The organism is Bacillus sp. FSL K6-2865, assembly GCF_040311405.1.
GTDB lineage: Bacteria > Bacillota > Bacilli > Bacillales > Bacillaceae > Bacillus > Bacillus velezensis.
Map to the genome: position 1 here is coordinate 1150970 of NZ_CP152036.1, position 22330 is coordinate 1173299.

General features: G+C 46.9%; 30 protein-coding genes and 1 riboswitch. Of the genes, 19 read left to right on the forward strand and 11 right to left on the reverse strand.

Going from position 1 to position 22330, the window contains the following annotated elements; genetic code table 11:
• The first annotated feature begins 55 nt into the window (after positions 1-55).
• A complete protein-coding gene (gene pepF, locus NYE42_RS05760; protein ID WP_099686889.1) occupies positions 56-1885 on the forward strand; it encodes an oligoendopeptidase F in 1830 nt (609 codons plus the stop codon).
• A gap of 36 nt (positions 1886-1921) precedes the next feature.
• Here pepF and NYE42_RS05765 read toward each other — a convergent pair whose 3' ends face one another.
• The 5 genes from NYE42_RS05765 to NYE42_RS05785 all read right to left on the reverse strand — a co-directional run bounded on the left by NYE42_RS05765 (position 1922) and on the right by NYE42_RS05785 (position 5171).
• Positions 1922-2089: a hypothetical protein gene (locus NYE42_RS05765; RefSeq protein WP_003155026.1), complete on the reverse strand. Its 168-nt coding sequence runs from the start codon at positions 2087-2089 to the stop codon at positions 1922-1924.
• A gap of 286 nt (positions 2090-2375) precedes the next feature.
• The gene (gene spxH, locus NYE42_RS05770) at positions 2376-3278 is read right to left on the reverse strand and encodes a protease adaptor protein SpxH (RefSeq protein WP_352426821.1); all 903 of its coding nucleotides are present in this window, start codon (positions 3276-3278) and stop codon (positions 2376-2378) included.
• Entirely contained in the window at positions 3275-3673 is a 399-nt protein-coding gene (locus NYE42_RS05775) for a thiol management oxidoreductase (protein WP_003155023.1), read from the reverse strand. Before NYE42_RS05775 ends, spxH begins: the two co-directional genes overlap by 4 nt.
• Before the next feature lie 228 nt (positions 3674-3901).
• The gene (locus NYE42_RS05780; RefSeq protein WP_039251987.1) at positions 3902-4594 is read right to left on the reverse strand and encodes a lytic transglycosylase domain-containing protein; all 693 of its coding nucleotides are present in this window, start codon (positions 4592-4594) and stop codon (positions 3902-3904) included.
• 4 nt (positions 4595-4598) lie between these two features.
• On the reverse strand, positions 4599-5171 hold the full coding sequence (locus NYE42_RS05785) for a CYTH domain-containing protein (protein WP_014417426.1): 573 nt from the start codon (positions 5169-5171) through the stop codon (positions 4599-4601).
• Positions 5172-5295: 124 nt separating this feature from the next.
• Here NYE42_RS05785 and NYE42_RS05790 point away from each other — a divergent pair, with 124 nt between their 5' ends.
• Genes NYE42_RS05790 through NYE42_RS05805 form a run of 4 tightly spaced genes read left to right on the forward strand, consistent with a single transcriptional unit; the run spans position 5296 to position 8050 of the window.
• Positions 5296-5661, forward strand: a complete 366-nt coding sequence (locus NYE42_RS05790) for a hypothetical protein (RefSeq protein ID WP_352426822.1) — start codon at positions 5296-5298, stop codon at positions 5659-5661.
• Between the two features lie 27 nt (positions 5662-5688).
• Positions 5689-6324 carry a GTP diphosphokinase gene (gene yjbM, locus NYE42_RS05795; RefSeq protein ID WP_003155019.1) on the forward strand — a complete coding sequence of 212 codons (636 nt, stop codon included), beginning with the start codon at positions 5689-5691 and terminating at the stop codon, positions 6322-6324.
• 17 nt (positions 6325-6341) lie between these two features.
• Positions 6342-7142 (forward strand): NAD kinase, encoded by an 801-nt coding sequence (locus tag NYE42_RS05800; RefSeq protein ID WP_003155018.1) that lies wholly within the window; start codon positions 6342-6344, stop codon positions 7140-7142.
• 14 nt (positions 7143-7156) lie between these two features.
• A complete protein-coding gene (locus NYE42_RS05805) occupies positions 7157-8050 on the forward strand; it encodes an RluA family pseudouridine synthase (RefSeq protein WP_144664087.1) in 894 nt (297 codons plus the stop codon).
• A 33-nt stretch (positions 8051-8083) separates the two neighbouring features.
• Here the strand turns inward: NYE42_RS05805 and prpE are convergent, their stop codons facing one another.
• The gene (prpE, locus tag NYE42_RS05810; RefSeq protein WP_007409101.1) at positions 8084-8833 is read right to left on the reverse strand and encodes a bis(5'-nucleosyl)-tetraphosphatase PrpE; all 750 of its coding nucleotides are present in this window, start codon (positions 8831-8833) and stop codon (positions 8084-8086) included.
• Positions 8834-9061: 228 nt separating this feature from the next.
• Here prpE and NYE42_RS05815 point away from each other — a divergent pair, with 228 nt between their 5' ends.
• The 10 genes from NYE42_RS05815 to NYE42_RS05860 all read left to right on the forward strand — a co-directional run bounded on the left by NYE42_RS05815 (position 9062) and on the right by NYE42_RS05860 (position 17974).
• Entirely contained in the window at positions 9062-10906 is a 1845-nt protein-coding gene (locus tag NYE42_RS05815; RefSeq protein ID WP_039251978.1) for a monovalent cation:proton antiporter family protein, read from the forward strand.
• Between the two features lie 53 nt (positions 10907-10959).
• Positions 10960-11068, forward strand: a riboswitch (TPP riboswitch).
• Between the two features lie 88 nt (positions 11069-11156).
• Positions 11157-11864: a thiaminase II gene (gene tenA, locus NYE42_RS05820; protein WP_352426823.1), complete on the forward strand. Its 708-nt coding sequence runs from the start codon at positions 11157-11159 to the stop codon at positions 11862-11864.
• Positions 11842-12459, forward strand: coding sequence for a thiazole tautomerase TenI (gene tenI / locus NYE42_RS05825; protein ID WP_122503865.1), 618 nt, complete (start codon positions 11842-11844; stop codon positions 12457-12459). Before tenA ends, tenI begins: the two co-directional genes overlap by 23 nt.
• On the forward strand, positions 12443-13552 hold the full coding sequence (gene thiO / locus NYE42_RS05830; protein WP_061862072.1) for a glycine oxidase ThiO: 1110 nt from the start codon (positions 12443-12445) through the stop codon (positions 13550-13552). The genes tenI and thiO overlap by 17 nt, the downstream gene beginning before the upstream one ends.
• Positions 13549-13752 (forward strand): sulfur carrier protein ThiS, encoded by a 204-nt coding sequence (thiS, locus tag NYE42_RS05835; RefSeq protein WP_039251972.1) that lies wholly within the window; start codon positions 13549-13551, stop codon positions 13750-13752. Before thiO ends, thiS begins: the two co-directional genes overlap by 4 nt.
• Complete coding sequence (gene thiG / locus NYE42_RS05840; RefSeq protein WP_007610655.1) at positions 13749-14519, forward strand: thiazole synthase; 771 nt, start codon at positions 13749-13751, stop codon at positions 14517-14519. The genes thiS and thiG overlap by 4 nt, the downstream gene beginning before the upstream one ends.
• Positions 14516-15526, forward strand: a complete 1011-nt coding sequence (thiF, locus tag NYE42_RS05845; RefSeq protein ID WP_039251967.1) for a thiazole biosynthesis adenylyltransferase ThiF — start codon at positions 14516-14518, stop codon at positions 15524-15526. Before thiG ends, thiF begins: the two co-directional genes overlap by 4 nt.
• Before the next feature lie 22 nt (positions 15527-15548).
• Entirely contained in the window at positions 15549-16361 is an 813-nt protein-coding gene (thiD, locus tag NYE42_RS05850) for a bifunctional hydroxymethylpyrimidine kinase/phosphomethylpyrimidine kinase (RefSeq protein ID WP_015417222.1), read from the forward strand.
• A 130-nt stretch (positions 16362-16491) separates the two neighbouring features.
• Positions 16492-17268, forward strand: coding sequence for an enoyl-ACP reductase FabI (fabI, locus tag NYE42_RS05855; RefSeq protein ID WP_003155001.1), 777 nt, complete (start codon positions 16492-16494; stop codon positions 17266-17268).
• A gap of 97 nt (positions 17269-17365) precedes the next feature.
• Complete coding sequence (locus NYE42_RS05860) at positions 17366-17974, forward strand: CotO family spore coat protein (RefSeq protein WP_061581913.1); 609 nt, start codon at positions 17366-17368, stop codon at positions 17972-17974.
• Between the two features lie 58 nt (positions 17975-18032).
• Here NYE42_RS05860 and cotZ read toward each other — a convergent pair whose 3' ends face one another.
• The 5 genes from cotZ to NYE42_RS05885 all read right to left on the reverse strand — a co-directional run bounded on the left by cotZ (position 18033) and on the right by NYE42_RS05885 (position 20589).
• On the reverse strand, positions 18033-18476 hold the full coding sequence (cotZ, locus tag NYE42_RS05865) for a spore coat protein CotZ (protein WP_015417224.1): 444 nt from the start codon (positions 18474-18476) through the stop codon (positions 18033-18035).
• Positions 18477-18624: 148 nt separating this feature from the next.
• Positions 18625-19107, reverse strand: coding sequence for a spore coat protein CotY (cotY, locus tag NYE42_RS05870; RefSeq protein WP_007409090.1), 483 nt, complete (start codon positions 19105-19107; stop codon positions 18625-18627).
• Positions 19108-19257: 150 nt separating this feature from the next.
• Complete coding sequence (locus NYE42_RS05875) at positions 19258-19758, reverse strand: spore coat protein (RefSeq protein ID WP_017417463.1); 501 nt, start codon at positions 19756-19758, stop codon at positions 19258-19260.
• Positions 19759-19850: 92 nt separating this feature from the next.
• Positions 19851-20165, reverse strand: a complete 315-nt coding sequence (locus NYE42_RS05880; protein WP_015239584.1) for a hypothetical protein — start codon at positions 20163-20165, stop codon at positions 19851-19853.
• A 37-nt stretch (positions 20166-20202) separates the two neighbouring features.
• On the reverse strand, positions 20203-20589 hold the full coding sequence (locus NYE42_RS05885) for a spore coat protein (RefSeq protein WP_003154992.1): 387 nt from the start codon (positions 20587-20589) through the stop codon (positions 20203-20205).
• A 170-nt stretch (positions 20590-20759) separates the two neighbouring features.
• On the opposite strand from NYE42_RS05885, the gene NYE42_RS05890 reads away from it, so the two are divergent.
• From NYE42_RS05890 to NYE42_RS05905, 4 genes are all read left to right on the forward strand, one after another.
• Entirely contained in the window at positions 20760-21116 is a 357-nt protein-coding gene (locus NYE42_RS05890) for a DUF1360 domain-containing protein (protein ID WP_047936403.1), read from the forward strand.
• Positions 21117-21402: 286 nt separating this feature from the next.
• Entirely contained in the window at positions 21403-21600 is a 198-nt protein-coding gene (locus NYE42_RS05895) for a hypothetical protein (protein WP_012117306.1), read from the forward strand.
• A gap of 91 nt (positions 21601-21691) precedes the next feature.
• Positions 21692-21853 carry a YjcZ family sporulation protein gene (locus tag NYE42_RS05900; RefSeq protein ID WP_007610678.1) on the forward strand — a complete coding sequence of 54 codons (162 nt, stop codon included), beginning with the start codon at positions 21692-21694 and terminating at the stop codon, positions 21851-21853.
• Positions 21854-22019: 166 nt separating this feature from the next.
• Positions 22020-22274: a stage VI sporulation protein F gene (locus NYE42_RS05905; RefSeq protein WP_003154986.1), complete on the forward strand. Its 255-nt coding sequence runs from the start codon at positions 22020-22022 to the stop codon at positions 22272-22274.
• Positions 22275-22330 lie beyond the last annotated feature (56 nt).

A 22330-nucleotide genomic window follows, 5' to 3' on the forward strand; every position in this document is an offset into this window, starting at 1 on the left:
GAGAAACAATCGTTTTTTCAATTGGCTTGAAGTAAAGAAAACGAGGGGGATCACCATGACTGAGGAAAATAAAGCAGCACAGCTGCCTGACAGAAGTGAAGTAAAGGCAGAGCATACATGGAGACTAGAGGATATTTTTCCTAGTGATGAGGCCTGGAATAAAGAATTTCAAGCAGTTAAAGAATTAATCCCGAATTTATCTTCTTTTAAAGGCACGCTTGCTCATTCGGCTGATAATTTATACGCGGCGCTTACGGCACAGGATGAAGTGACGAACCGCCTTGGGAAACTTTATGCATACGCGCATATGCGCTCAGACCAGGATACGGGAAATTCTTTCTACCAAGGGCTGAACGACAAAGCCGCAAGCCTGTATTCCCAGGCTGCCAGCGCGACTGCTTACATTGAACCGGAAATTCTGGCGATTCAGGAGGACAAGCTGCACCAGTTTATTCTGGAAAAAGAGGAGCTTAAACTTTACTCCCATGCAATTGAAGAAATTACAAAACAGCGTCCGCACGTGCTGAGCGAACAAGAAGAGGCCCTGCTTGCGGAAGCCTCAGAAGCGCTGTCCTCGCCTTCCAATACATTCAGTGTTTTAAATAACGCCGATATTACATTTCCGTCGATTAAAGATGAAAACGGCAAGGAAACTCAAATCACACACGGCAACTTTATTAATTTCCTGGAAAACAGCAATCGTGAAGTCCGCAAAAACGCATTTGAAGCCGTATATAAAACATACGGACAGTATAAAAACACGATGGCGACTACACTCAGCGGCACTGTGAAAAAAGATAATTTTTACGCCCGTGTGAAAAAATATAAATCAGCACGGGAAGCGGCTTTATCCAATAACAGCATCCCTGAAGAAGTTTACGATAACCTTATTAAAACGATCAATAAACATCTTCCGTTATTACACCGTTACATTGACCTGCGGAAAAAGGTTCTCGGCCTTGATGAAGTCCATATTTATGACCTTTACACACCGCTCGTAAAAGATTCGGGAATGAAGGTCACATATGAGGAAGCGAAAGATTATATGCTCAAAGGACTTGCTCCGCTGGGCGAGGAATACGCGTCTATTTTAAAAGAAGGACTTGAAAACCGCTGGGTCGATATATACGAAAATAAAGGAAAACGCAGCGGTGCTTATTCGTCCGGTACATACGGCACGAATCCGTACATCTTGATGAACTGGCATGACAATGTCAATAATCTGTTTACGCTCGTTCACGAGTTCGGCCATTCCGTGCACAGCTACTATACGAGAAAATATCAGCCGTATCCGTACGGTAACTACAGCATTTTTGTCGCTGAAGTTGCTTCAACGACTAATGAAGCGCTGCTCGGTGAATATATGCTGAACAGCTTAAAGGATGAAAAACAGCGTCTGTACCTGCTCAACCACATGCTTGAAGGATTCAGAGGCACAGTGTTCAGACAGACGATGTTCGCTGAATTTGAGCATCTGATTCATACGAAAGCGCAGGAAGGCGAGCCGCTAACGCCTGAACTGCTGAACGAACTTTATTATGATCTGAATAAAAAGTATTTCGGTGACAACATGGTGATTGATAAAGAAATCAGTCTGGAATGGTCAAGAATTCCGCATTTCTATTACAATTATTATGTGTATCAATATGCGACAGGCTACAGTGCGGCCCAAGCGCTGAGCAGCCAGATCTTAAAAGAAGGCAAGCCTGCGGTGGAGCGCTATACCGAATTCTTAAAAGCAGGAAGCTCGGAATATCCGATCGACATACTGAAAAAAGCGGGAGTTGATATGACATCGCCTGAACCGATCGAGGCGGCCTGCAAAATGTTTGAAGAGAAACTGAACGAAATGGAAGAGCTTCTTTCGAAAGTGAACCCTTCGTAACCAAAAAAGCCTGTGCATTAGATGCGCAGGCTTTTTCTAAAATCCCTTAAACGTTTTTCGGTGATTCAGCCGGTACAAGGCAAACAATATGGAAAGAAACAGCAGGGGAGATGTAATGTAAATCGGCAGCATGTGCATCATGGCCAGCAGGTTTAAAAAGAAGAAAAACACAATCATTCCGATGATCAATACGGTGCGGAGCATTGATTTCCCTCCTTGTTTTTCATTGATATATTCTATGAAAACAAGCAGTCAGTTATGTTTTGTGACAAAAATATGAACATTAATCTTATGGCTTGTCAAAACTCGACAAGATTTGATATGATAAGGATGTGAAATTGATCACAAACAAACATTACCCCTTTGTTTGACCGTGAAAAATTTCTCCCATCCCCTTTGTTGTCGTTAAGACATATGAAACCGCGCTTATCCCGGCGCGGTTTCTTTATTTGCACAAAAAAAAGCCGGCTCCGTAAGGAATCAGCTTTTTTTAATGATCACAACAGGTGACATCCTCCTGGGTGCCGGTCAGAGACTTCCAAAACAGACCGTGCTTTGCTTCCACTCTGGCGACCTTTTTGGCGAATGCCAGTTTTTTCATTTCTTTTTCAACTTCTTCTAGACTCAAATCATAAACGAGTGCGATTTCTTTCGATGCGACAAACCGGAAATATTCAATGAAACATTCCAAAGGCGGCGTTTCAGAAGGCTTCGGTTCATCCCCGAGCATTTCGAATAAGATCTCTTCGTATACGTCATAAGAATAGTTGCCGGGAACCTTCAGCCCTTCATCATCATGCAGGCTGTTAAAGAACGTCAATGTCGGGTTGACGGTGACGTCCATTTCCGCCGCGATTTTCATATCGCACTGAAGCGCTTTTACCGCGCTTTGCGAATGGAGGTCGCGCTTGAATTCTTCAACATCCAATTTCGTCTTTTCGGCAATTTCTAAAAGAACGTCTTCATCCGTAATATTCTGCTTGGAAACAAACAGGCTTTCCTGCATGCTGCGGAGAAACAGAATGCCCGCTTTTCTTCCCTGCAGTTCGGCCGCTTTTAAAGCGAGTGCGGCAAGGTAGGGCGATGAAAGAGGCTGATCCTGCTCAAGCCAAAGGCTTCCGTCACAGGGCATCCCGGAACGGTTCGAAATTTTTTCCCAAGCTTCGGCAAGAAGGTGTTTTTTCCGCTTTTGCTTATTCAGCGATGTAATGCTCGCGGAAACAATGATCCGCAGCGTAAAAAAACGACCGTATTTGATTTTTAATTTTTTTATGGCGGGCTCCAGCGACCAGCATTCAGGACATAAAGGGTCGACAAACATGTAAATTTCGAGCGGTTTTTTTGGATGTCCGTGGCAATGGGCGAAGTATTGCTCATGCTGATAATTCGTCAATATGATCGATCCTCCGCTTCTGACTGGTTTACCATATGCCTGGCCGTCAGTTCCAGACGCCCGTACAGAAATTCACGAATATCGCCCTCCAGCCCGACCTGATCCATCGCTTTGCTCATACAGCTTAGCCACGCATCAGCCCTCTCGTCCGTAATCGGAAAGGGGAGATGCCTTGCCCTGAGCATGGGGTGTCCGTGCTCTTCAGTATAAAGAGGAGGTCCGCCCAAATACTGGGTTAAAAATTGCTTTTGTTTTCTGGCCGTTTCAGTCAAATCACTTGGAAATATCGGCTTCAGCAAGGGATGAGACGAGACACGCTCATAAAAAGTATCAACAAGTTGCGATAGAAGTTCCTCTCCAATCGCTTCATATGGTGCGTTAAACGATTGTCCCATGTTGACTACTCCTTTATATGGCTAATAGGAATCATAATTCCCATTGCGAATTTATCTTTCAGTTTTACTATCTTCAGTTACTGTATATTTTAGCAATAACATTTTATTTCTACAAACAAAGTGCCTTTCTGTCAGGCGCTTGTATTTCATATCATATCACATCGCCTTCATTCATGTGTAAGATTTCACTCCGCAAAAAAACCAGAGGGCGAAGGAAGCCTCTCTGGTTTACGCGTAATACTGTTTGGTTATGTTTTTGACATATTGCTGTGTTTCCTTAAACGGCGGAATGCCTCCGTACCGATCTACGTTGCCGGGGCCTGCGTTGTAGGCGGCTAACGCCAGAGATACATTTCCGTCGTATTTCGTGAGCATCTGCTTTAAGTACTTTGTGCCGCCCTCAGCGTTCTGGACGGGATCAAGCGGGTTTGACACCCCGAGTGATTCTGCCGTGGAAGGCATAAGCTGCATCAGTCCCATTGCCCCCGCACCGCTGACCGCTTTCGGATTAAAGCCTGATTCCTGTTTAATAACCGCGCGGATCAGCTTTTCGTCCACTCCGTATTTTTCGGCTGCTTTCTGAATGGCGCTGTCTATTGAAAAGTTTCCGGTGCTGATATCAGAAGCCGCATCCGGAGACTTGATGCCCGGGGAAGCGGAAGCGGTCTGTGAAGCAGCCGCGGAGCCGGATGAAACGGGAATTCTCGGTGAATATGAAGCGTGAGCGGTCCGCACACCGTTTAAAATTCCCGATTCCGGCTGCTGCCGGACGGCTGTGTCCGTATACTGGCTGAGCAGCGCGCTGAAATTTGCAAGCGGGCTTTCTGAAGATTGTCCGCCTGAAGCCGTGCTTGTATGAGAGATTGATTGCAGCGCCATTGATTGCAGCTGGAGAAGGGCCGCCCAATTCGTTATATTCACTGTGTCATTCCACCTTTTTTTGTTTCTGTTCATAAAAACGCTGGATTTTATTTTTCGTGATTCGCTCTGGGATGCCGAATTGCTTGAGCAATTGTTCAAACGCCCGTTTTCCTTCATCCCAGTCAGCAGCCTCGAATTCCAATTCAAAGTCTTCTTTCTCTAAATATCGGCTGTGATCTAAAATGATTAAGCCTTTTTCTGATTCTTTTTCCGCGCGTGCGGTCGACAGCGTCCCGAAATAGCAAATGTGTTCTGAGTTGATTCCGAGACCTTCCAGCTGACGTTTGACGGGGCCATCCGGAATCTTGAAGACGTCAAGATCAGGTGCCGCAAGCTCTTGGTGGGTTTCCAGCAGACCGACCGCGGCAGGCTCTTTTAACGTCAGAACGAACGCGCCGTCTTTTTCTCGGATGCGGAGTGCTGATTTTTTTTGTTTCAGGGAAAAATCTTTCGTGTCGAAATAATGATTGACCTGCTGTTTAAAATCATGTTCTTTCATGCAGAGTGCTTCACTCAGCTTCAGAAATTCTGATTTTGTCAGCAGGTTTTTGAATTCAATTTCTATTTCTTGGGTCATGACAGTCTTCCTTTCAGGACGAAAAATTGTATAATTCCCATTATCTCTTTAGAGGTTACGTTTATCAATATCGACCTTGATATGATAAAATAAATGCTGTACTTTGTTAAAAAAGGAGAACATTATGCAAAAGAGAATTGAAATCCAAAATGCATCATTAACAGAAGACGCGCTCCGCTTAAAGTGCGGAGAAGACTTAAACGGAGCGGAACGCAAAGCCTCAGGTCAAATGCTTGTTGATTCCGATCACTTTGCTTTTGTATACATACTTGAATCAGCTGACTCTTTTGAATATGTCATTATAAAAGAACATATCTGGCCGGATCTGAAAGAAGCCTTAGACCAAAGAAAACCGGCGGTCCTTGAGGCCGGCGGAAAAACGGTTGAACTTTCAGGGCTGCATGAAGAACTCGATTATCTTCTTGAAAATATTAAAGATAATGCAAACTACGGAGATATGGAAGAAAAAGTGAAAAGCGTATTTCTTTAGAACAGGTTCGGAATTGGGGGATGTACGATGGATGACAAACAATGGGAGCAATTTCTAGCGCCATACCGCCAGGCTGTTGAAGAATTAAAGGTGAAGCTGAAAGGCGTCAGAACCCTTTATGAGTATGAAGATGACCACTCACCGATTGAGTTTGTGACAGGCCGTGTGAAGCCGGTGGCGAGCATACTTGAAAAAGCGAGACGAAAAAGCATACCGCTTCATCAGATCGAAACGATGCAGGATATCGCGGGGCTGCGTATTATGTGCCAATTTGTCGATGATATCCAGATCGTCAAAAATATGCTGTTTGCCAGAAAAGATTTTACCGTTGTGGATAAGCGGGATTACATAGCAGAGCATAAGGAAAGCGGATATCGGTCTTACCACCTTGTCGTTTTATATCCTTTACAAACAACGTCCGGTGAAAAGCACGTTCTTGTGGAAATACAGATTCGGACGCTTGCCATGAACTTTTGGGCAACCATTGAGCATTCACTGAATTACAAATACAGCGGGAACATTCCCGAAAAAGTAAAGCTGAGGCTGCAGCGGGCCTCAGAAGCCGCATCCCGGCTCGATGAAGAAATGTCAGAAATCCGCGGAGAAATCCAGGAAGCCCAAGCCGCGTTCTCGCGAAAGAAAAAAGCGGGAGACCGCCAGTAGGAAAGGAGGGGAATGGCATGAAATTTGCCGTTTCTTCAAAAGGAGACGAGGTTTCAGATACACTGAAAAGCAAAATACAGGCGTATTTACTCGATTTTGATATGACCTTGGATGAAAAAGAGCCGGAAATCGTTATTTCCGTCGGCGGTGACGGAACGCTTCTTTACGCATTTCACAGGTACAGCGACCGTCTTGATAAAACGGCTTTTGTCGGAGTTCACACGGGGCATTTGGGTTTTTATGCCGATTGGGTTCCGCAGGAGATAGAAAAGCTCGTTCTGGCCATTGCCAAAACGCCGTATCATACCGTGGAGTATCCCCTTCTTGAGGTGATTGTCACTTATCATGATGAAGAGCGTGAGGAGCGGTATCTGGCTTTGAACGAATGTACGATCAAAAGCATAGAAGGCAGCCTCGTCGCTGACGTGGAAATTAAAGGCCAGCTGTTTGAAACGTTCAGGGGAGACGGTTTATGTCTGTCCACGCCTTCCGGAAGCACGGCTTATAATAAGGCGTTAGGCGGCGCAATCATCCACCCTTCCATCAGGGCGATTCAGCTTGCTGAAATGGCATCCATCAACAACAGAGTGTTCAGGACTGTCGGCTCGCCGCTTTTGCTTCCCGATCATCATAACTGTGTCATCAAACCGAGAAACGACGTCGACTTTCAAGTCACAATTGATCATTTAACCTTGCTGCATAAGGATGTCAAGTCCATTCTATGCCGTGTGGCAAATGAAAAAGTCAGATTTGCAAGATTCCGTCCTTTTCCGTTTTGGAAAAGGGTGCAGGACTCCTTTATCGGAAAAGGCGAATAGAAAGAGGAAACGGATTGGACAACTTTTTTATCCAAAAGAACATGACTGCCCGGGAAGCCGGCATGACGGTAAAAGAATATACGGCGCAGCTCGGCATTTCAAAGCGGCTTCTCGCTGACATTAAATTCGGCGGGGGAGACCTGCTTGTGAATGGAGAGCATGTAACCGTCCGCGCCGTGTTAGCGGAAGGAGACGTGCTTAAGATTGAATTTCCGAAGGAGCATGTGAGTGAAACGCTTTTGCCTGAGCCGGTTCCTCTTGATATTCTTTATGAAGATGACCATGTGCTTGTGATCAATAAACAGCCGTATGTCTCCTCAATTCCATCAAGAGAACACCCGTCGGAGAGCATCGCTAACGGAGTGATCAGCCACTACCGAAAAAGCGGCATACAATCAACGGTTCATCTTGTCACCCGCCTTGACAGGGATACATCGGGGGCGATGCTGATCGCCAAACATCGGCTTTCCCATTCTCTTTTGTCGGCAGCGCAGAAGAAGGGGCTTGTCAGCAGGCGGTATCTCGCTGTCGTACATGGGGTCATGCTGCAGAAGGAAGGAACGGTGGACGCGCCCATCGGAAGAAAACACGACAGTATTATTGAGCGGATGGTAACGCCGGAGGGACAACGAGCGGTGACGCATTTTCAAACGGAAAAAGCGGGACATGCGTTTACGCTTGCAGCCCTGCGGCTGGAAACGGGGCGGACGCATCAAATCCGGGTGCACATGAGCTACCTCGGCCATCCGTTAGTCGGTGATACACTGTACGGCGGAAAAAATGAGGGAATTGCCCGGCAGGCTCTTCACAGTGAGCGGCTTTCATTCGTACACCCCATGACCGGAGAAACGCTCGTTTTTCAGGCCCCGGTGCCTGACGATATGAAAACATTAATTGAACACGTGTAAAGCCCGAACCGTTTACCGGTTTCGGGCTTTTTTTTATGCCTGCCTTCCGTGATCCTCGCGAAATCGTGAGGCATCATAGGGCATTGAGCTTTCCACAGAGACGGTTTCATGCTCTGGAAAGCGAAAGCCTGTCAGTTGATTGCCGAAGACGCATCCTGTATCAATGTTGATTGTACGGTTGACGATCCGGGGGCGTTTTACCGGGGTATGGCCGTAAACAATCCATGCCTTGCCTTCATAAGCGGCGGCCCAGTCTCTTCTGACGGGTCTGCCGTCGGGATACGTTTCACCCGTGATATCGCCGTACAGAACAAATTCTTTTACCTTACGCGAGTATTTACCGATATCGTCAGCTTTTATGCCGGCGTGAGCGACGACGAGATCGCCATTATGTAAAATGTCATAAAGCGGCGCTGACTCATATAAGCGGATGAATTGTCTGGAGACTTCCGTTCTGTCGGCGGGAGACAGCTCTTTCAGTTCGGCTGCCGTCGTTTCCAGTCCGTGCATCACTTTTACGGGGTTTCCTTTTAAGTAACGATACAGTTTGTTGCAATGATTTCCCGGGACATAACGGACGGCTCCTTTTTCATATGCTTTTGCCACAAAACGCATCACTTCTACGGATTTTGGGCCTCTGTCCGTTAAATCCCCCGCAAAGACAAGCGTCCTGCCTTCAGAGTGAACGGGCGTTCCGTCTTTCACTTCATATCCGAGCTTTTGCATTAACGCGATCATTTCGTCATAACATCCGTGTATATCGCTGATGATGTCGTAAGCCATTCGTGTCAGCCTCCTTATTAACGGTTTTTTATTTATTATGGGGCTAATTCCTATACCTAATTACGCTGTTTTTGCACAAATTAAAAAAAGAATTGAAGAAATAAAGCCTTATCACTTTTTTTTCGCGTTCAGCCTTGTTAGAATATGCGTTATGTTTTTAAAAAAAAGTAAGGTTTCGCCCGCTTAAAGCGGGCTTTTATAACCCTTGTTTTAAGGAGGTATTTACGAATGGAACACACATCAGTCGCATCTTTAGTCGTCGTTCTGATCGTCGCTTTTTTGACGCCGCTCCTTTTACATCGGTTTAAGCTCAGCATCCCCGTCGTCGTCGCGGAGATCATCATGGGGCTTATTATCGGAAAAAGCGGCCTGAATCTTGTCGTTCAGGGAGACACGTGGCTGGAGACGCTGTCTGTTCTCGGCTTTATCTTTTTAATGTTTTTAAGCGGCTTGGAAATTGATTTTTCTTCATTTGAGAAAGGGAAGAAAAAACAATTCCTTCCGAACGGCAAGGAAGCGCCCAACACGTTTTCTGCCGCACTGATTATCTTTTTCGGCATCTTTATTTTATCATTGCTGCTGTCCTATGCCTTTGTATTAGCCGGTTTTATTCAAAACGCATTTTTAATGACGCTTATTATTTCGACGATATCACTCGGTGTGGTGGTCCCGACTTTAAAGGAAGAACGGATTATGAACTCCAATATCGGCCAGATCATCCTGCTTGTCGCCGTTATCGCGGACTTGGCTACGATGATTCTGCTCGCTTTCTTCTCTTCTCTTTACGGAGAAGACAGCGGAAATATGTGGCTTCTGTTGATTCTCTTTGCCGCGGGGGTCGTGCTGTATTTCTTCGGCAGGATCTTTAAACACCGTTCATTTGTGCAGTCGATGTCTAAAGGCACCGTGCAGATCGGCACGAGAGCCATTTTCACACTGATTATCGTGCTTGTCGCTTTATCGGAATCTCTCGGGGCGGAAAATATTCTCGGCGCGTTTTTGGCAGGCGTTCTGGTATCGCTTCTGTCTCCGAATAAAGAAATGGTGGAACAGCTGGATTCCTTCGGCTACGGGTTTTTAATTCCGATCTTTTTCGTCATGGTCGGGGTGAAATTGGACATTTGGACGCTCTTCCAAGATCCGAAAACATTAACGATGATTCCGCTGCTTCTGCTTGCGCTGTTTATCAGCAAGATGTTCCCGGTGTTTTATTTAAAGAAATGGTATGACAATAGAACCGTGTTTGCTTCGGGCTTTTTGCTGACGTCCACGCTGTCGCTTGTTATCGCGGCGGCTACGATCGGAGAAAGGCTCCACATTATCAGCGCCAATATGTCCGGCGCGCTGACTTTAGTTGCGGTTATTGCCAGCATCATCACGCCGATCGGCTTTAAGAAATTATACAAACGGCAAAGTGCGCCGCAGGAAAAAAAGCGCATTACATTTATCGGCGCCAACCAAATGACGCTTCCGGTTACGCTGGAATTGCCTGAGGAGGAATATGAAGTACGGGTCGTCCATGTGTATCAGGAAAATGCCGGGGAAACGCTTGCGGAATCCGTTTTTTCGGTTGACACGATTTCTGATTACGAGCCCGGAACGCTTGAGTCGCACGGTATTTTCAAAACGGATATTCTTGTCGTGGCGACGGGAAATGAAGATGTGAACGCTGAAATCGCCTTAATAGCGAAAGAGAAAGGGACTGAGCGTATCATCGCAAGCGTCGGCTCGGTTGAGCATGAAACAAAACTGAAAGAAGAGGGCATCAGTATTTTTTCTATCCTTCTGTCTACAAAGACGCTCTTGCGCGCATTAATTGAGGCGCCGGGCGTGATGAGCCTCCTGACGAATGAGGAGTCTTCGTTATATCAGATCAATCTGGAAAACCCGGCGTATAACGGCATCATTCTGCGAGAATTTCCGCTGATGGGCGATGTGATTTTCGTCCGGATTTTCAGAGGTGTGGACAGCATCGTTCCGCACGGAGACACGCGGCTGAAAACAGGAGACCGTCTCATCGTCACGGGCTCGCGCAACTACGTGTCGGAACTGAGAAAAATCCTTGAAGCTTGACCAAATTGCAATTCGTGATAATATAGAAGGCATAACAAATAAATCAATAATCGTATGACCACTAGGGGTGTCCTTCATAAGGGCTGAGATAAAAGTGAGACTTTTAGACCCTCATAACTTGAACAGGTTCAGACCTGCGTAGGGAAGTGGAGCGGTATTTTTTTGGGGTTCCTTTTATCCATTTAAATTCCAAACCACTTTTCCGATGCGGGAAGGTGGTTTTTTTTATTTTATCAGGGGGGAAGACATAATGACATTTTCTGAAGAATGCAGACAGGCGGCTGCCGAATGGTGGGACGGAAGTTTTGTTCATCCGTTTGTAACGGGAATCGGTGACGGAAGCCTGCCGATAGACCGTTTCAGCTATTACGTGCTGCAAGATTCCTACTATTTGACGCATTTTGCAAAAGTTCAGGCGTTCGGCGCCGCATATGCCGAAGACTTGTTTACGACGGGCAGGATGGCGGGCCACGCTCAAGGGACATATGAAGCGGAAATGGCGCTGCACCGCGAGTTTACGGAGCTTTTAGGGATTACGGAAGAAGAGCGTGCGGCATTTAAACCGGCACCGACCGCCTATTCTTATACGTCTCATATGTACAGATCGGTGATGAGCGGCAATTTTGGAGAAATATTAGCTGCGCTTCTGCCCTGTTATTGGCTATATTATGAAGTCGGCGAACACTTAAAGGAGTGCAAACCGGAGCATCCGATTTATGAAAAATGGATCGGTACATACGGCGGAGACTGGTTCAGACAGCAAGTCGAAGAACAGATCAGCCGTTTTGACGAGATTGCTGAAAACAGCACAGAGGACATCCGCGCGAAAATGAAAGAGAATTTTGTGATTTCAAGCTATTATGAATATCAATTTTGGGGAATGGCCTATCTAAAAGAAGGCTGGTCCGAGAAGGGCGGAAAAGAGGTGGAATCTTTTGGAGCTGCACGCGGTAACTGATAATCGCAAATCCGTTGCCGAGCTGGCCGAGGATATTCTTTCGATTCAGCGCGAAGTAAGCTTTATCCATATCCGTGAGCGGGATAAAACAGCGGGAGAAATCATGCAGCTTTTGTCCCTTTTGAAAAAGGGCGGTGCGGATAAGGACAAATTGATCATCAATGACAGGGCGGATATCGCGCTATTTGCCAATATACACCGTGTTCAGCTTCCGTCCCGCAGCTTTTCCGTAAAGCAGGTGCGAAGCAGATTTCCCCATCTTCATATCGGACGTTCGGTTCATTCGCTGAAAGAAGCCATCCAAGCTGAAAAGGAAGATGCGGATTATGTGGTGTTCGGCCATGTATTTGAAACCGAATGTAAACAAGGACTTGAAGCAAGAGGCATCAGCCTGCTTTCAGAGATCAAACGCACGCTTTCCATCCCCGTTATCGCAATCGGCGGAATGACACTGCAGACGATCGGACACACAAAGCAGGCGAAGCCGGACGGAATTGCCGTCATGTCAGGCATTTTCTCAGCTGAAAATCCTGAGGAGGCGGCAAAACGGTATGCACGCGCGGTAAGGGAGGCCGATTATGAAGAAGCACTATGATACGGCGGTGATCGGCGGCGGAATTATCGGGTGCGCCATTTCTTATGAGCTGGCGAAGACGCAGCAAAACGTTGTCTTGTTTGAAGCCGGAGAAGTCGGCCGAAAAACGACAAGCGCTGCCGCGGGAATGCTGGGCGCTCATGCGGAATGTGAAAACCGGGATGCGTTTTTTGATTTTGCCATGCACAGTCAAAGGCTGTATGAAGCGGCGGGGCAAGAGCTTGAGGAAGCTTGCGGCATTGACATCAGGCGCCATAACGGCGGAATGCTTAAACTGGCGTATACCGAAGAAGATATCGCCCGTCTGCGGAAGATGGATGATCTACCTTCCGTCACCTGGCTTTCAGCGGAAGATGCCCTTGAAAAAGAGCCTTACGCTTCAAAAGACATTCTAGGCGCAAGTTTTATAAAAGACGATGTCCATGTCGAACCGTACTATGTTTGCAAAGCGTATGCAAAAGGGGCGCGGCGCTATGGCGCTGACATATATGAGCATACACAAGTCACCTCCGTAAAACGAGTGAACGGAGAATATTGCATCACAACGTCCGGCGGGGATGTCTATGCTGACAAAGTCGCAGTTGCAAGCGGTGTATGGAGCGGCCGGTTTTTCAGCCAGCTCGGCTTGGGACAGCCTTTTTTTCCTGTAAAAGGAGAATGCCTTTCCGTGTGGAATGACGATACCCCGCTGACCAAAACCCTTTACCATGATCATTGTTATGTCGTCCCGAGAAAAAGCGGCCGGCTTGTCATCGGCGCCACGATGAAACAGGGCGACTGGAGCGATACGCCTGACATCGGAGGAATTGAGGCCGTCATTGCAAAAGCGAAAACCATGCTTCCCGCCATCGAACATATGAAAATAGACCGGTTTTGGGCGGGACTCAGGCCGGGAACAAGAGATGGAAAGCCGTTTATCGGGCGGCATCCTGAAGACAGCGGGATCATCTTCGCCGCCGGCCATTTTCGGAACGGCATCCTGTTGGCGCCGGCAACTGCTGAAATGGTGCGGGATATGATCCTGGAAAGACAGATTAAACAGGAATGGGAAGAAGCGTTTCGAATTGATCGCAAGGAGGCTGTTCATATATGATCCTTCAGCTGAACGGAAAACAAATTGATTGGAATCAAAATGAGGGGACGGTTCAGGATTTGCTTGAATCGTACCAGCTTGATCAAAGAATCGTAGTTGTGGAGAGAAATAAAGAAATCATTGAAAAAAAGAATTATGAAAAGACGAGTTTGTGTGACCGCGATGTCATAGAAATTGTCCATTTTGTAGGAGGCGGATGAGGATGTTAACAATAGGCGGAAAACAGTTTCAGTCAAGATTGCTGTTAGGAACGGGAAAATATCCGAGTTTTGAGATTCAGAAAGAGGCGGTGGCCGTCTCGGAATCAGATATTTTAACCTTTGCGGTGCGGAGGATGAACATCTTTGAAGAGTCTCAGCCTAACTTTCTCGAACAGCTTGATTTGTCTAAATACACGCTTCTGCCGAATACGGCCGGCGCCGCAACGGCTGAAGAGGCGGTCCGAATCGCAAGGCTTGCCAAAGCTTCAGGGCTTTGTGACATGATAAAAGTAGAAGTCATCGGATGCAGCCGGTCACTTTTGCCTGATCCGGTTGAAACGCTGAAAGCATCAGAACAGCTGCTCGAAGAGGGATTTATCGTGCTTCCGTATACGTCAGATGATGTCGTGCTCGCAAGACGTCTTGAGGAGCTCGGAGTGCATGCCATTATGCCGGGCGCTTCCCCGATCGGTTCCGGTCAGGGAATTTTAAATCCGCTGAATCTTTCCTTTATCATTGAACAGGCGAAGGTGCCGGTCATTGTCGATGCCGGCGTCGGATCTTCAAAAGACGCCGCCTACGCGATGGAGCTCGGGGCAGACGGCGTGCTGTTAAATACCGCTGTGTCAGGCGCTGATGATCCGGTCAAGATGGCCCGGGCGATGAAGCTTGCCGTAGAAGCGGGCCGCCTTTCTTATGAAGCCGGGAGAATTCCGGTGAAAGATTACGGAACTGCAAGCAGTCCGCGAGACGGTCTTCCGGTATGACGGAGAGATATTCCAGACAGGAGCTGTTTCAGCCGATCGGTCCCTCCGGCCAAGAGAAGCTCCGGTCGTCTCATGCCGTGATTATCGGCGCGGGTGCGCTTGGGACGGCAAGTGCGGAGATGCTTGTCAGAGCAGGGGTCGGGAAGATAACGATCGCTGACAGAGATTATGTGGAGTGGAGTAATCTCCAGCGCCAGCAGCTTTATACCGAAGACGATGTCAGACAGGAAATGCCGAAAGCCGCGGCGGCTGAAAAACGGCTTCGATCTATAAATAGTGATGTAGAGGTCGAGGGATTTGTCATGGATGTCACTGCGGAAAACGCACCCGGATTGATTCGTGATGCCTCCCTCATCGTGGATGCCGCCGACAACTTTGAAACGAGGCTGATTGTGAATGATGCGGCTGTACAGAAAGGGATTCCCTTTCTGTACGGCGCCTGTGTCGGCAGCTACGGGCTCTCTTTTACCGTCATTCCCGGTGTCACGCCGTGCCTTCACTGTCTGCTTGAAACATTGCCTTTAGGCGGTATGACATGCGATACGGCGGGAATCATCAGCCCGGCTGTATTGCAGACGGCCGTTTTTCAGGCAGCAGATGCGCTGAAGCTGTTAACGGGCGGATCTATCGAGCATGTTCTCCGTTCCTTTGATTTATGGAAAAATGAACGGTCAGAAATAAACGTCGCCCGTCTTAAGTCGGCTGATTGCCCAAGCTGCGGCACAAACGATTTTCCGTTTTTATCCTATGAAAATCAGACAAAAGCGGCGGTTCTGTGCGGGCGGAACACGGTGCAGATCAGAACGGGGATCTCCGAGCAGGTTGATCTGCAAAAACTTGCGGGACAGCTCAGACGGACAGGGCTTGATGTTTCAGCCAACCCGTATTTAATTTCGTTTTGCACAGACAATTTCAAGATGGTACTGTTTCGTGACGGCAGAGCATTAATACACGGCACAAGTGATATCAGCAGAGCGAAATCCTTTTATCATAAATGGATCGGATAATGCGAAAGGAGAGAAAAACATCATGAGCATATGCAAAGCATTGACGATTGCCGGATCAGATTCAGGAGGCGGCGCCGGTATACAGGCGGATCTCAAAACCTTTCAGGAGCTCGGCGTTTTCGGGATGTCAGCCATTACAGCGGTAACCGCCCAGAACACTTTGGGTGTTCACGGCATTTATCCGCTCACCCGGGAAGCGCTGGGCAGCCAGATTGACGCGGTGGCGGAAGATTTGCGGCCTGACGCTGTAAAAACGGGAATGCTGTGGAGCGCGGAAATGATTGCGGAAATTGCGGAAAAAACGGATCAGTACGGGCTTGATCATGTCATCACCGACCCCGTCATGATTGCCAAAGGAGGTGCTTCCCTGCTGCGTGAGGAATCTCAGGCCGCGTTAAAAGAGCTGTTAATTCCGCGCAGCTATGCGGTGACGCCGAATGTTCCGGAAGCTGAGGTATTGACGGGAATGGAAATCCGCACGTTTGAGGACCGGAAAAAAGCGGCCGAACGCCTTTGCAAGCTTGGTGCAAAGCATGTCATCATAAAAGGCGGACACCAGCCTGAACAGGGGAGGATCGTTGATTTATTATTTGACGGTTCGTCTTTTACCCAAATCAGCCACGCTTATATTGACACCAAACACACCCACGGAACAGGCTGCACGTTCGCAGCCGCGCTGACGGCGGAAACGGCAAAGGGGAAAAACATTCAGACCGCGTTTGAGACAGCCGTCAATTTTGTGCGGGAAGCCGTGGAACATACGCTTGGCATTGGAGAGGGACACGGCCCGACCAATCATTTTGCCTTTAAAAGGAACAGTCTGCAGACGAGATAAAAAAGAGACCGCTTCAACATCCGCGGTCTTTTTCCCATGCTTTCAATCTGGACAAGGTTATGATATGATAAAAATTAAGATCAGGTACTAAAACTATGTCTTTAAGACGATTACAGGAGGCTTTATACATATGAATTTCTCACTTGAAGGCCGCAACATCGTTGTGATGGGCGTTGCCAATAAACGCAGTATCGCATGGGGAATCGCCCGTTCGCTGCATGAAGCCGGAGCGCGCCTCATTTTCACTTACGCGGGAGAGCGCTTGGAAAAATCAGTTCATGACCTTGCGGCTACATTAGAAAGAAATGATTCCATCATCCTTCCGTGTGATGTGACAAATGACGCTGAGATCGAAACTTGCTTTGCGAGCATTAAAGAGCAGGTCGGCGTGATTCACGGCATCGCGCACTGCATCGCGTTCGCAAACAAAGAAGAGCTTGTCGGCGAATATTTAAATACGAACCGCGAAGGATTCCTGCTTGCGCATAACATCAGTTCTTACTCTCTGACAGCGGTCGCAAAAGCGGCGCGTCCGATTATGACTGAAGGCGGAAGCATCGTTACACTCACTTACCTCGGCGGAGAGCGCGTCGTTTCAAACTATAACGTAATGGGTGTGGCAAAAGCGTCTCTTGATGCGAGCGTCAGATATTTAGCCGCTGACTTAGGAAAAGAAAACATCCGCGTCAACAGCATTTCAGCAGGACCGATCCGTACGCTGTCTGCAAAAGGAATCAGTGATTTCAACTCCATCCTGAAAGAAATTGAAGAGCGCGCGCCTCTGCGCCGCACGACAACACCTGAAGAAGTGGGCGACACGGCTGCATTCTTGTTCAGTGACCTGTCAAGAGGCATCACGGGCGAAAATCTTCACGTTGATTCAGGATTCCATATTACCGCACGTTAAATAACAAGCAGTCCCTTTCAGGGATTGCTTTTTTCTTTCTTCTGATTTTAATCATTCCGTCATATAAATAAAACATGACAGAATCGGAGGGATGAAGATGTCAAAACAAAACAGAAACGCGGAAAAAAAACCGCTCATGTATATTGTTCAGGCGGATTATTCAGACACGCAATCATCAATGCAGGACATATTAATCAAAAAAAGGAAAGCGCCTCAGCTGCCGGAAGAAGAGCCGATGCATGGAAAGCGGGAGGAAGAATGTCAAACTCAGCCTGAAGGAGCAGTGGCTGTCGAACCAGAAAAGCAAGTACCTGAACAGCACAGCCGCGCAGAAGAAGCCGTTCAAGAAGTTCCGGCGCAAGCGGAGCAGGACACTGCCAAGCCCGACGCCGCTAAAAAAGAGCCTGATGCCGCTAAAAAAGAGCCTGAAGCGGTTCACAATGCCGCCCCAGAGGAAAAGGTTCCGCCAAAGCGCGTGAAAAAGCCGATGAGCAGAATGTCCATTCTTGAAAAAATTGATTTCTTAACGAAGCTGCCGCATAATATGCCGCGGACCCTTTGTCTGATAGAAGCCAACGGGAAAACCTACAGAGGCGTAATCGTCGGCAGAAAAAATAATGCGATCTTCCTGCGGACGACAAGCAACGGAGCGCCGGCAGAACTCGCAATAGACGATATTACCTCGCTGCATCCGCTTGGATTTTAACCATACAAAAAGCTGCCTGAATTCTTTCATCCGGCAGCTTATTTTTATGCTTTTTGATTTAAGAATGTGTGCGGTTGATCAGTCTCGGGTTCAGGCAATTGATGGCGCAGAAGCTATGGAGATCGACTTCAACGCAATAGTTCGTTTTTTCTAAACGGAATACATCGCAGAGAGAGTCTTTATCTGTAAAATCAAGAATGTGCTTATGCTCGTCAAAAGCAATAAGCAGGCTTAATGTGGCACAGCCGTCACAGACCCTTTCAACTCTGAAAAAAACGGTATTAAAGCACGGACCGTTATCCAGCTCGCCGACGTTTCCGAATGCGGTGAACGGTTTCGATTTTGAGGTGAAGATGGCGAACGGCACTGTATCGCCTAATGTATAAGCCGGAGATAAAAGTTTAGAATAACAGCCTGTCGGGCAATCTTCTTCAACCGCATTTTGCAGGTCTTCAATATTTTCTACCGCTTCACGCACACAGTATGTTGTATGCTTGCTCATAATATCCCTCCTGACTTCACGTTTTAAATGGTACCGGTTTAAACGATATCGGAGAGTCAGCCGCCCGGAAGTCCGGGCGGGCTGATGATTGCATCTGTAATAGAAGGTTGGAAGGGGATTCTTCTTTAGGAAAGATGCGAATCAATGACTATCCGTGATGCTTTTTCTCTTTGTGCGGCGCAGGCCGGTTAACAAGCTCGGGTGAAAGGCACTGAATGGCGCTGAAGCAGCTCAGATCAACTTCAATGCAAAATTCTGTTTTTTCTAAACCGAAGAAATCAGGATCACAAGGATGGCAGACGCTGAGGGTGTCGCCGTGCACATCTACGGGGCGCAATACTGAAAGCGTCGCGCAGCAATCGCATAGTCTTTCTACACGAAAGAAAATGGACTCAAAGCACTGGCTGTCATCCGCAAATCCTCCGACGTTCCCGAATGTGGAGAACAATCCGCCTTTTTTATCAAATACGAGAAACGGAATGGTGTCTTTACCTGCAATCGTCGGGCTCAAAAGATTCGTATAGCATCCAGTCGGGCATTGTTCTTCAACAGCCTCTTGTTCTGCTAAAATCTTCTCGACTGCATCGCATACACAACTTTCATCTCGGCCATGGTGTTTTCCGCAGCTCATGGATTTCAGCTCCTTCTTTTAGGGTATTTGACTTTTGTCTTTAACAACATATGTACGCGAGCCTCACTTGGTGTGGGTGAACGTCTATATATTCATCATATGCGGAGAAAATAAGAAAAAGCAGAGCATTTTTAGCTCTGCTTTTTCTTTTTAGAGGACAAGGGTGATGACTAAGACAGCAATCAGTAAATTTGTCGCTGTTGAGATCAATACTGCGATATCGGCATCTACTGTTGTCACGTTTACGCCGCGGGAGTTTTCGATGAGCAGTTTTTGACGGTTGATTTGTTTGTTAGCTGTTAGCTGCAATAAGTCTTGTGCGACCAATTCAGCGATGACTCCGTCAGCGATTGAAGTGAGAGTGGCCGTTACGACTGCTGCATTAATCGCTGTCATGACTGAAGCGACTGCTTGAACGTCTGTTGACGTTACGTTGATATCACAAGAGTCTCTGATAATAATCGCTTCTTCAGAAACTTGTTTGTTGATATTCGCTTGAGCAAGGTCTTGGTCAAGGAAGGCATTATCTTCGCCGAATCCGTTTCCGTTACAGCAAACACTGCATCTTCTGCCTTCTTTTTCTTCTTTTTCTTCTCGCGGATGTTCGCATTCAGGATCAAGTGCAACCCAAGAGTATGGTCTGCTTTCCATATCTATTCCTCCTTTTCTTTTACTAATATTAAATGAGCCGGCCCCTTACTTTGACTCAGGCATCTATCCTGATAAAAATCACTATTTTTTAGTTATTGACCGGGATTTTGGCGTCTTTGCCGGAGCTGTTCGATTAATTGTTCTCTGCGGGTTTGCGGATTGGTCTGCTGATCTTGCGCTTTTTCCTGCTCTTTTTTCTGTTTCTGGCTTTCAAGAAAAGCTTCTGTTTTTGCCTGCATGTCTTTGACTAATGCGATCAGCATTTCTTTTTCTTCATCAGGTATTTCCCGCATTTTATCTTTTGTCACGCCGTGTTTTTTGAAGACATTGCTGACAAGCACCTTTAAAAGCGGATCCACTTCTGGTAGATTTTCGAGTTCTTTTTTTAATTTTTCGTTATCTGCCATTTGTTCTCACCTCTATTTAAATATTTGAAAAGAAAGGTTAAAGGATGTCTAGTTCAGCAAAAAGTATATTTAATAATTGAAACAAAATTTGTACAAAGGCCATAATATCGTCTGCAGTCAGTGTGATTTTAATATTGCGGCTGTTCAGGACTTGAATGACGGTCCTCTTTTTTATTTGGCAATCATCCAGGATCAGCAGTTCGGTTGCTATTTGGTCGGCTGTGTCTTCATCTGCGATCGCGAGCTGTGTCGCGAGGATAATCGCCGTAGTAACTGAGGCTTGTATAGAAAGAGCGGCCGTTATATGTGTTGTATCTATTGTGACATTTTCGCAATCAATCACTTCGATCGTCTGCTCGAATTCGTTGGATAATTGTTCGTATATTTGCGGTTGCAGTGTTTCGACTTTTTCTTCAAACGACATAACCTTCACTCCTTTCTCATTCATACTTTATATAATGCAAATGAAACGCCGAGCGGAATAAGAAAAACAACTAAACCGCACCTATTTTTTTACCGGACAAGGTGCGATTCATGAAGATCAGGGTTTTCGCATATGTATAAAGAGGTCAAGTTTTGAAAAGGAGTGAACAGGTGGTTATCAATTGGCTTTCATTTATTCTGTTATCGTTTGCCGTTTTCCGGCTGGCCAGGCTTTTCGTATTTGACACCATTATGGCGCCGCTTCGGAGCCTTTTTCACGAGGAAAAAACAGAAACCGCACCCGACGGCACGACAGAAACCTACATTGTCATAAAAGGGAAAGGCATCAGGGCATTTATCGGTGAACTTCTCAGCTGCTACTGGTGTACGGGCGTGTGGTGTGCCGCCTTTTTAATTGCGGCGCAGATTGTGATACCCGGGGCCGCGCAATGGCTGATTTTGCTGTTAGCCATAGCCGGCGCGGCCGGAATCATTGAAGCTGCGGTTTCTCGTCTTCTGCAGGAATAAGGCGGTTCCACCAGCAACTTACCGTCACTTTCGGCATAAACTGGCATATATGACATAAGGAAAGGAAGGATCACCATGAGTCAATCAAGCAAACCTTCCCAACATTCTCCATACAAATCAACTGTGCATCAGCCTTACGAAAAAAAAATTAAGAAAAAAGGCTGCGGCTGCGGCCAAAAGAAAAAACCGAAATAGCCGTTTTCTAAAAAACCGGAGCTTCCGGTTTTTTTGTTTTTTGCCGAACGCCGGCCTCTGTTCGGCATAGATCATAGGAGGAGGGGATGTTATGAATATATTTGAATCATTCATAAACGGTAAATACCGCCGGCACAATCAAAACCAGCGGGAGCATGACAAATATATCTTATCTATTGAAAAACAGCTGTCTGAGTTTGATGAAGCGGGATCGCGCTTTGAGGAATGGATAGATGTGTTTGCCGCCGAAACAGAAGCAAAACTGAAGAAAAATGAGCATTCTCACTAAAATGAACGAAATCCGCACCGGCCCTATGCATTTATCCAAGCCAAACAAGTCGGCTCACATAGAGTATAGAGAGTAAAGGAGGTGCTTAGATATGGGATTCGGATATGGCGGATTCGGCGGCGGCTACGGCGGTTATGGCGGCTGCGGCGGATACGGAGGCGGCTATGTCGGAGGCGGATACGGCTCAACATTTGTTCTTGTTGTCGTATTGTTCATCCTTCTGATCATTGTCGGTGCATCCTTTTTTGGCTAAACCTTAGCAAGACCTTGGATAAGCGCGGGACCGTTCAGTCCCGTGCTTCCCTGATGTATGAAGGAGTATAGAGACGGGGCACTCGGAATTTTTTCCTTGTCTTACGGGCACATGTTCCGCTCTTTATTCATACAATATCGTATTACTCCACAAAAGGAGGCACACCATGGATAATCAATTTTTCAAAAATATTGAGAAGAAAACAGGCGTCAGCATGAAGGATGTCATGAACCTTGCAGGATCATTGCAAAATGCCAATTTCAAAGATGAAAACACGGTGAGAGGCGTCATTCAGAAGGTGTCCCAGCTGGCTAACAAGCGTGTTCCGAAAGAATTGGAAGACAAAATCGTTCAATCTATTACAAGCGGTAAAGAGAAACTTGATTTTGGCACCATTTCTAAAATGCTGAACAATAAATAGGCGTCAGCCGGCCTTGCTAAAAAGGCCTTTTTATGTGAGAAGAACCCGGCAGTGAT

Bases quoted from the DNA above. Each gene is read 5' to 3' on its own strand.
- NYE42_RS05815 (WP_039251978.1), top strand. From the start codon at position 9,062: ATGGAACACACATCAGTCGCATCTTTAGTCGTCGTTCTGATCGTCGCT.
- thiO (WP_061862072.1), top strand. From the start codon at position 12,443: ATGAAGAAGCACTATGATACGGCGGTGATCGGCGGCGGAATTATCGGG.
- cotZ (WP_015417224.1), bottom strand. From the start codon at position 18,476: ATGAGCAAGCATACAACATACTGTGTGCGTGAAGCGGTAGAAAATATT.
- prpE (WP_007409101.1), bottom strand. From the start codon at position 8,833: ATGGCTTACGACATCATCAGCGATATACACGGATGTTATGACGAAATG.
- NYE42_RS05775 (WP_003155023.1), bottom strand. From the start codon at position 3,673: ATGGGACAATCGTTTAACGCACCATATGAAGCGATTGGAGAGGAACTT.
- cotY (WP_007409090.1), bottom strand. From the start codon at position 19,107: ATGAGCTGCGGAAAACACCATGGCCGAGATGAAAGTTGTGTATGCGAT.
- tenA (WP_352426823.1), top strand. From the start codon at position 11,157: ATGACATTTTCTGAAGAATGCAGACAGGCGGCTGCCGAATGGTGGGAC.
- NYE42_RS05885 (WP_003154992.1), bottom strand. From the start codon at position 20,589: ATGTCGTTTGAAGAAAAAGTCGAAACACTGCAACCGCAAATATACGAA.
- NYE42_RS05895 (WP_012117306.1), top strand. From the start codon at position 21,403: ATGAATATATTTGAATCATTCATAAACGGTAAATACCGCCGGCACAAT.
- NYE42_RS05800 (WP_003155018.1), top strand. From the start codon at position 6,342: ATGAAATTTGCCGTTTCTTCAAAAGGAGACGAGGTTTCAGATACACTG.
- NYE42_RS05905 (WP_003154986.1), top strand. From the start codon at position 22,020: ATGGATAATCAATTTTTCAAAAATATTGAGAAGAAAACAGGCGTCAGC.
- NYE42_RS05785 (WP_014417426.1), bottom strand. From the start codon at position 5,171: ATGACCCAAGAAATAGAAATTGAATTCAAAAACCTGCTGACAAAATCA.
- NYE42_RS05860 (WP_061581913.1), top strand. From the start codon at position 17,366: ATGTCAAAACAAAACAGAAACGCGGAAAAAAAACCGCTCATGTATATT.
- thiG (WP_007610655.1), top strand. From the start codon at position 13,749: ATGAGGATGTTAACAATAGGCGGAAAACAGTTTCAGTCAAGATTGCTG.
- NYE42_RS05790 (WP_352426822.1), top strand. From the start codon at position 5,296: ATGCAAAAGAGAATTGAAATCCAAAATGCATCATTAACAGAAGACGCG.
- NYE42_RS05880 (WP_015239584.1), bottom strand. From the start codon at position 20,165: ATGGCAGATAACGAAAAATTAAAAAAAGAACTCGAAAATCTACCAGAA.
- fabI (WP_003155001.1), top strand. From the start codon at position 16,492: ATGAATTTCTCACTTGAAGGCCGCAACATCGTTGTGATGGGCGTTGCC.
- NYE42_RS05900 (WP_007610678.1), top strand. From the start codon at position 21,692: ATGGGATTCGGATATGGCGGATTCGGCGGCGGCTACGGCGGTTATGGC.
- thiD (WP_015417222.1), top strand. From the start codon at position 15,549: ATGAGCATATGCAAAGCATTGACGATTGCCGGATCAGATTCAGGAGGC.
- yjbM (WP_003155019.1), top strand. From the start codon at position 5,689: ATGGATGACAAACAATGGGAGCAATTTCTAGCGCCATACCGCCAGGCT.
- NYE42_RS05875 (WP_017417463.1), bottom strand. From the start codon at position 19,758: ATGGAAAGCAGACCATACTCTTGGGTTGCACTTGATCCTGAATGCGAA.
- NYE42_RS05765 (WP_003155026.1), bottom strand. From the start codon at position 2,089: ATGCTCCGCACCGTATTGATCATCGGAATGATTGTGTTTTTCTTCTTT.
- pepF (WP_099686889.1), top strand. From the start codon at position 56: ATGACTGAGGAAAATAAAGCAGCACAGCTGCCTGACAGAAGTGAAGTA.
- thiF (WP_039251967.1), top strand. From the start codon at position 14,516: ATGACGGAGAGATATTCCAGACAGGAGCTGTTTCAGCCGATCGGTCCC.
- thiS (WP_039251972.1), top strand. From the start codon at position 13,549: ATGATCCTTCAGCTGAACGGAAAACAAATTGATTGGAATCAAAATGAG.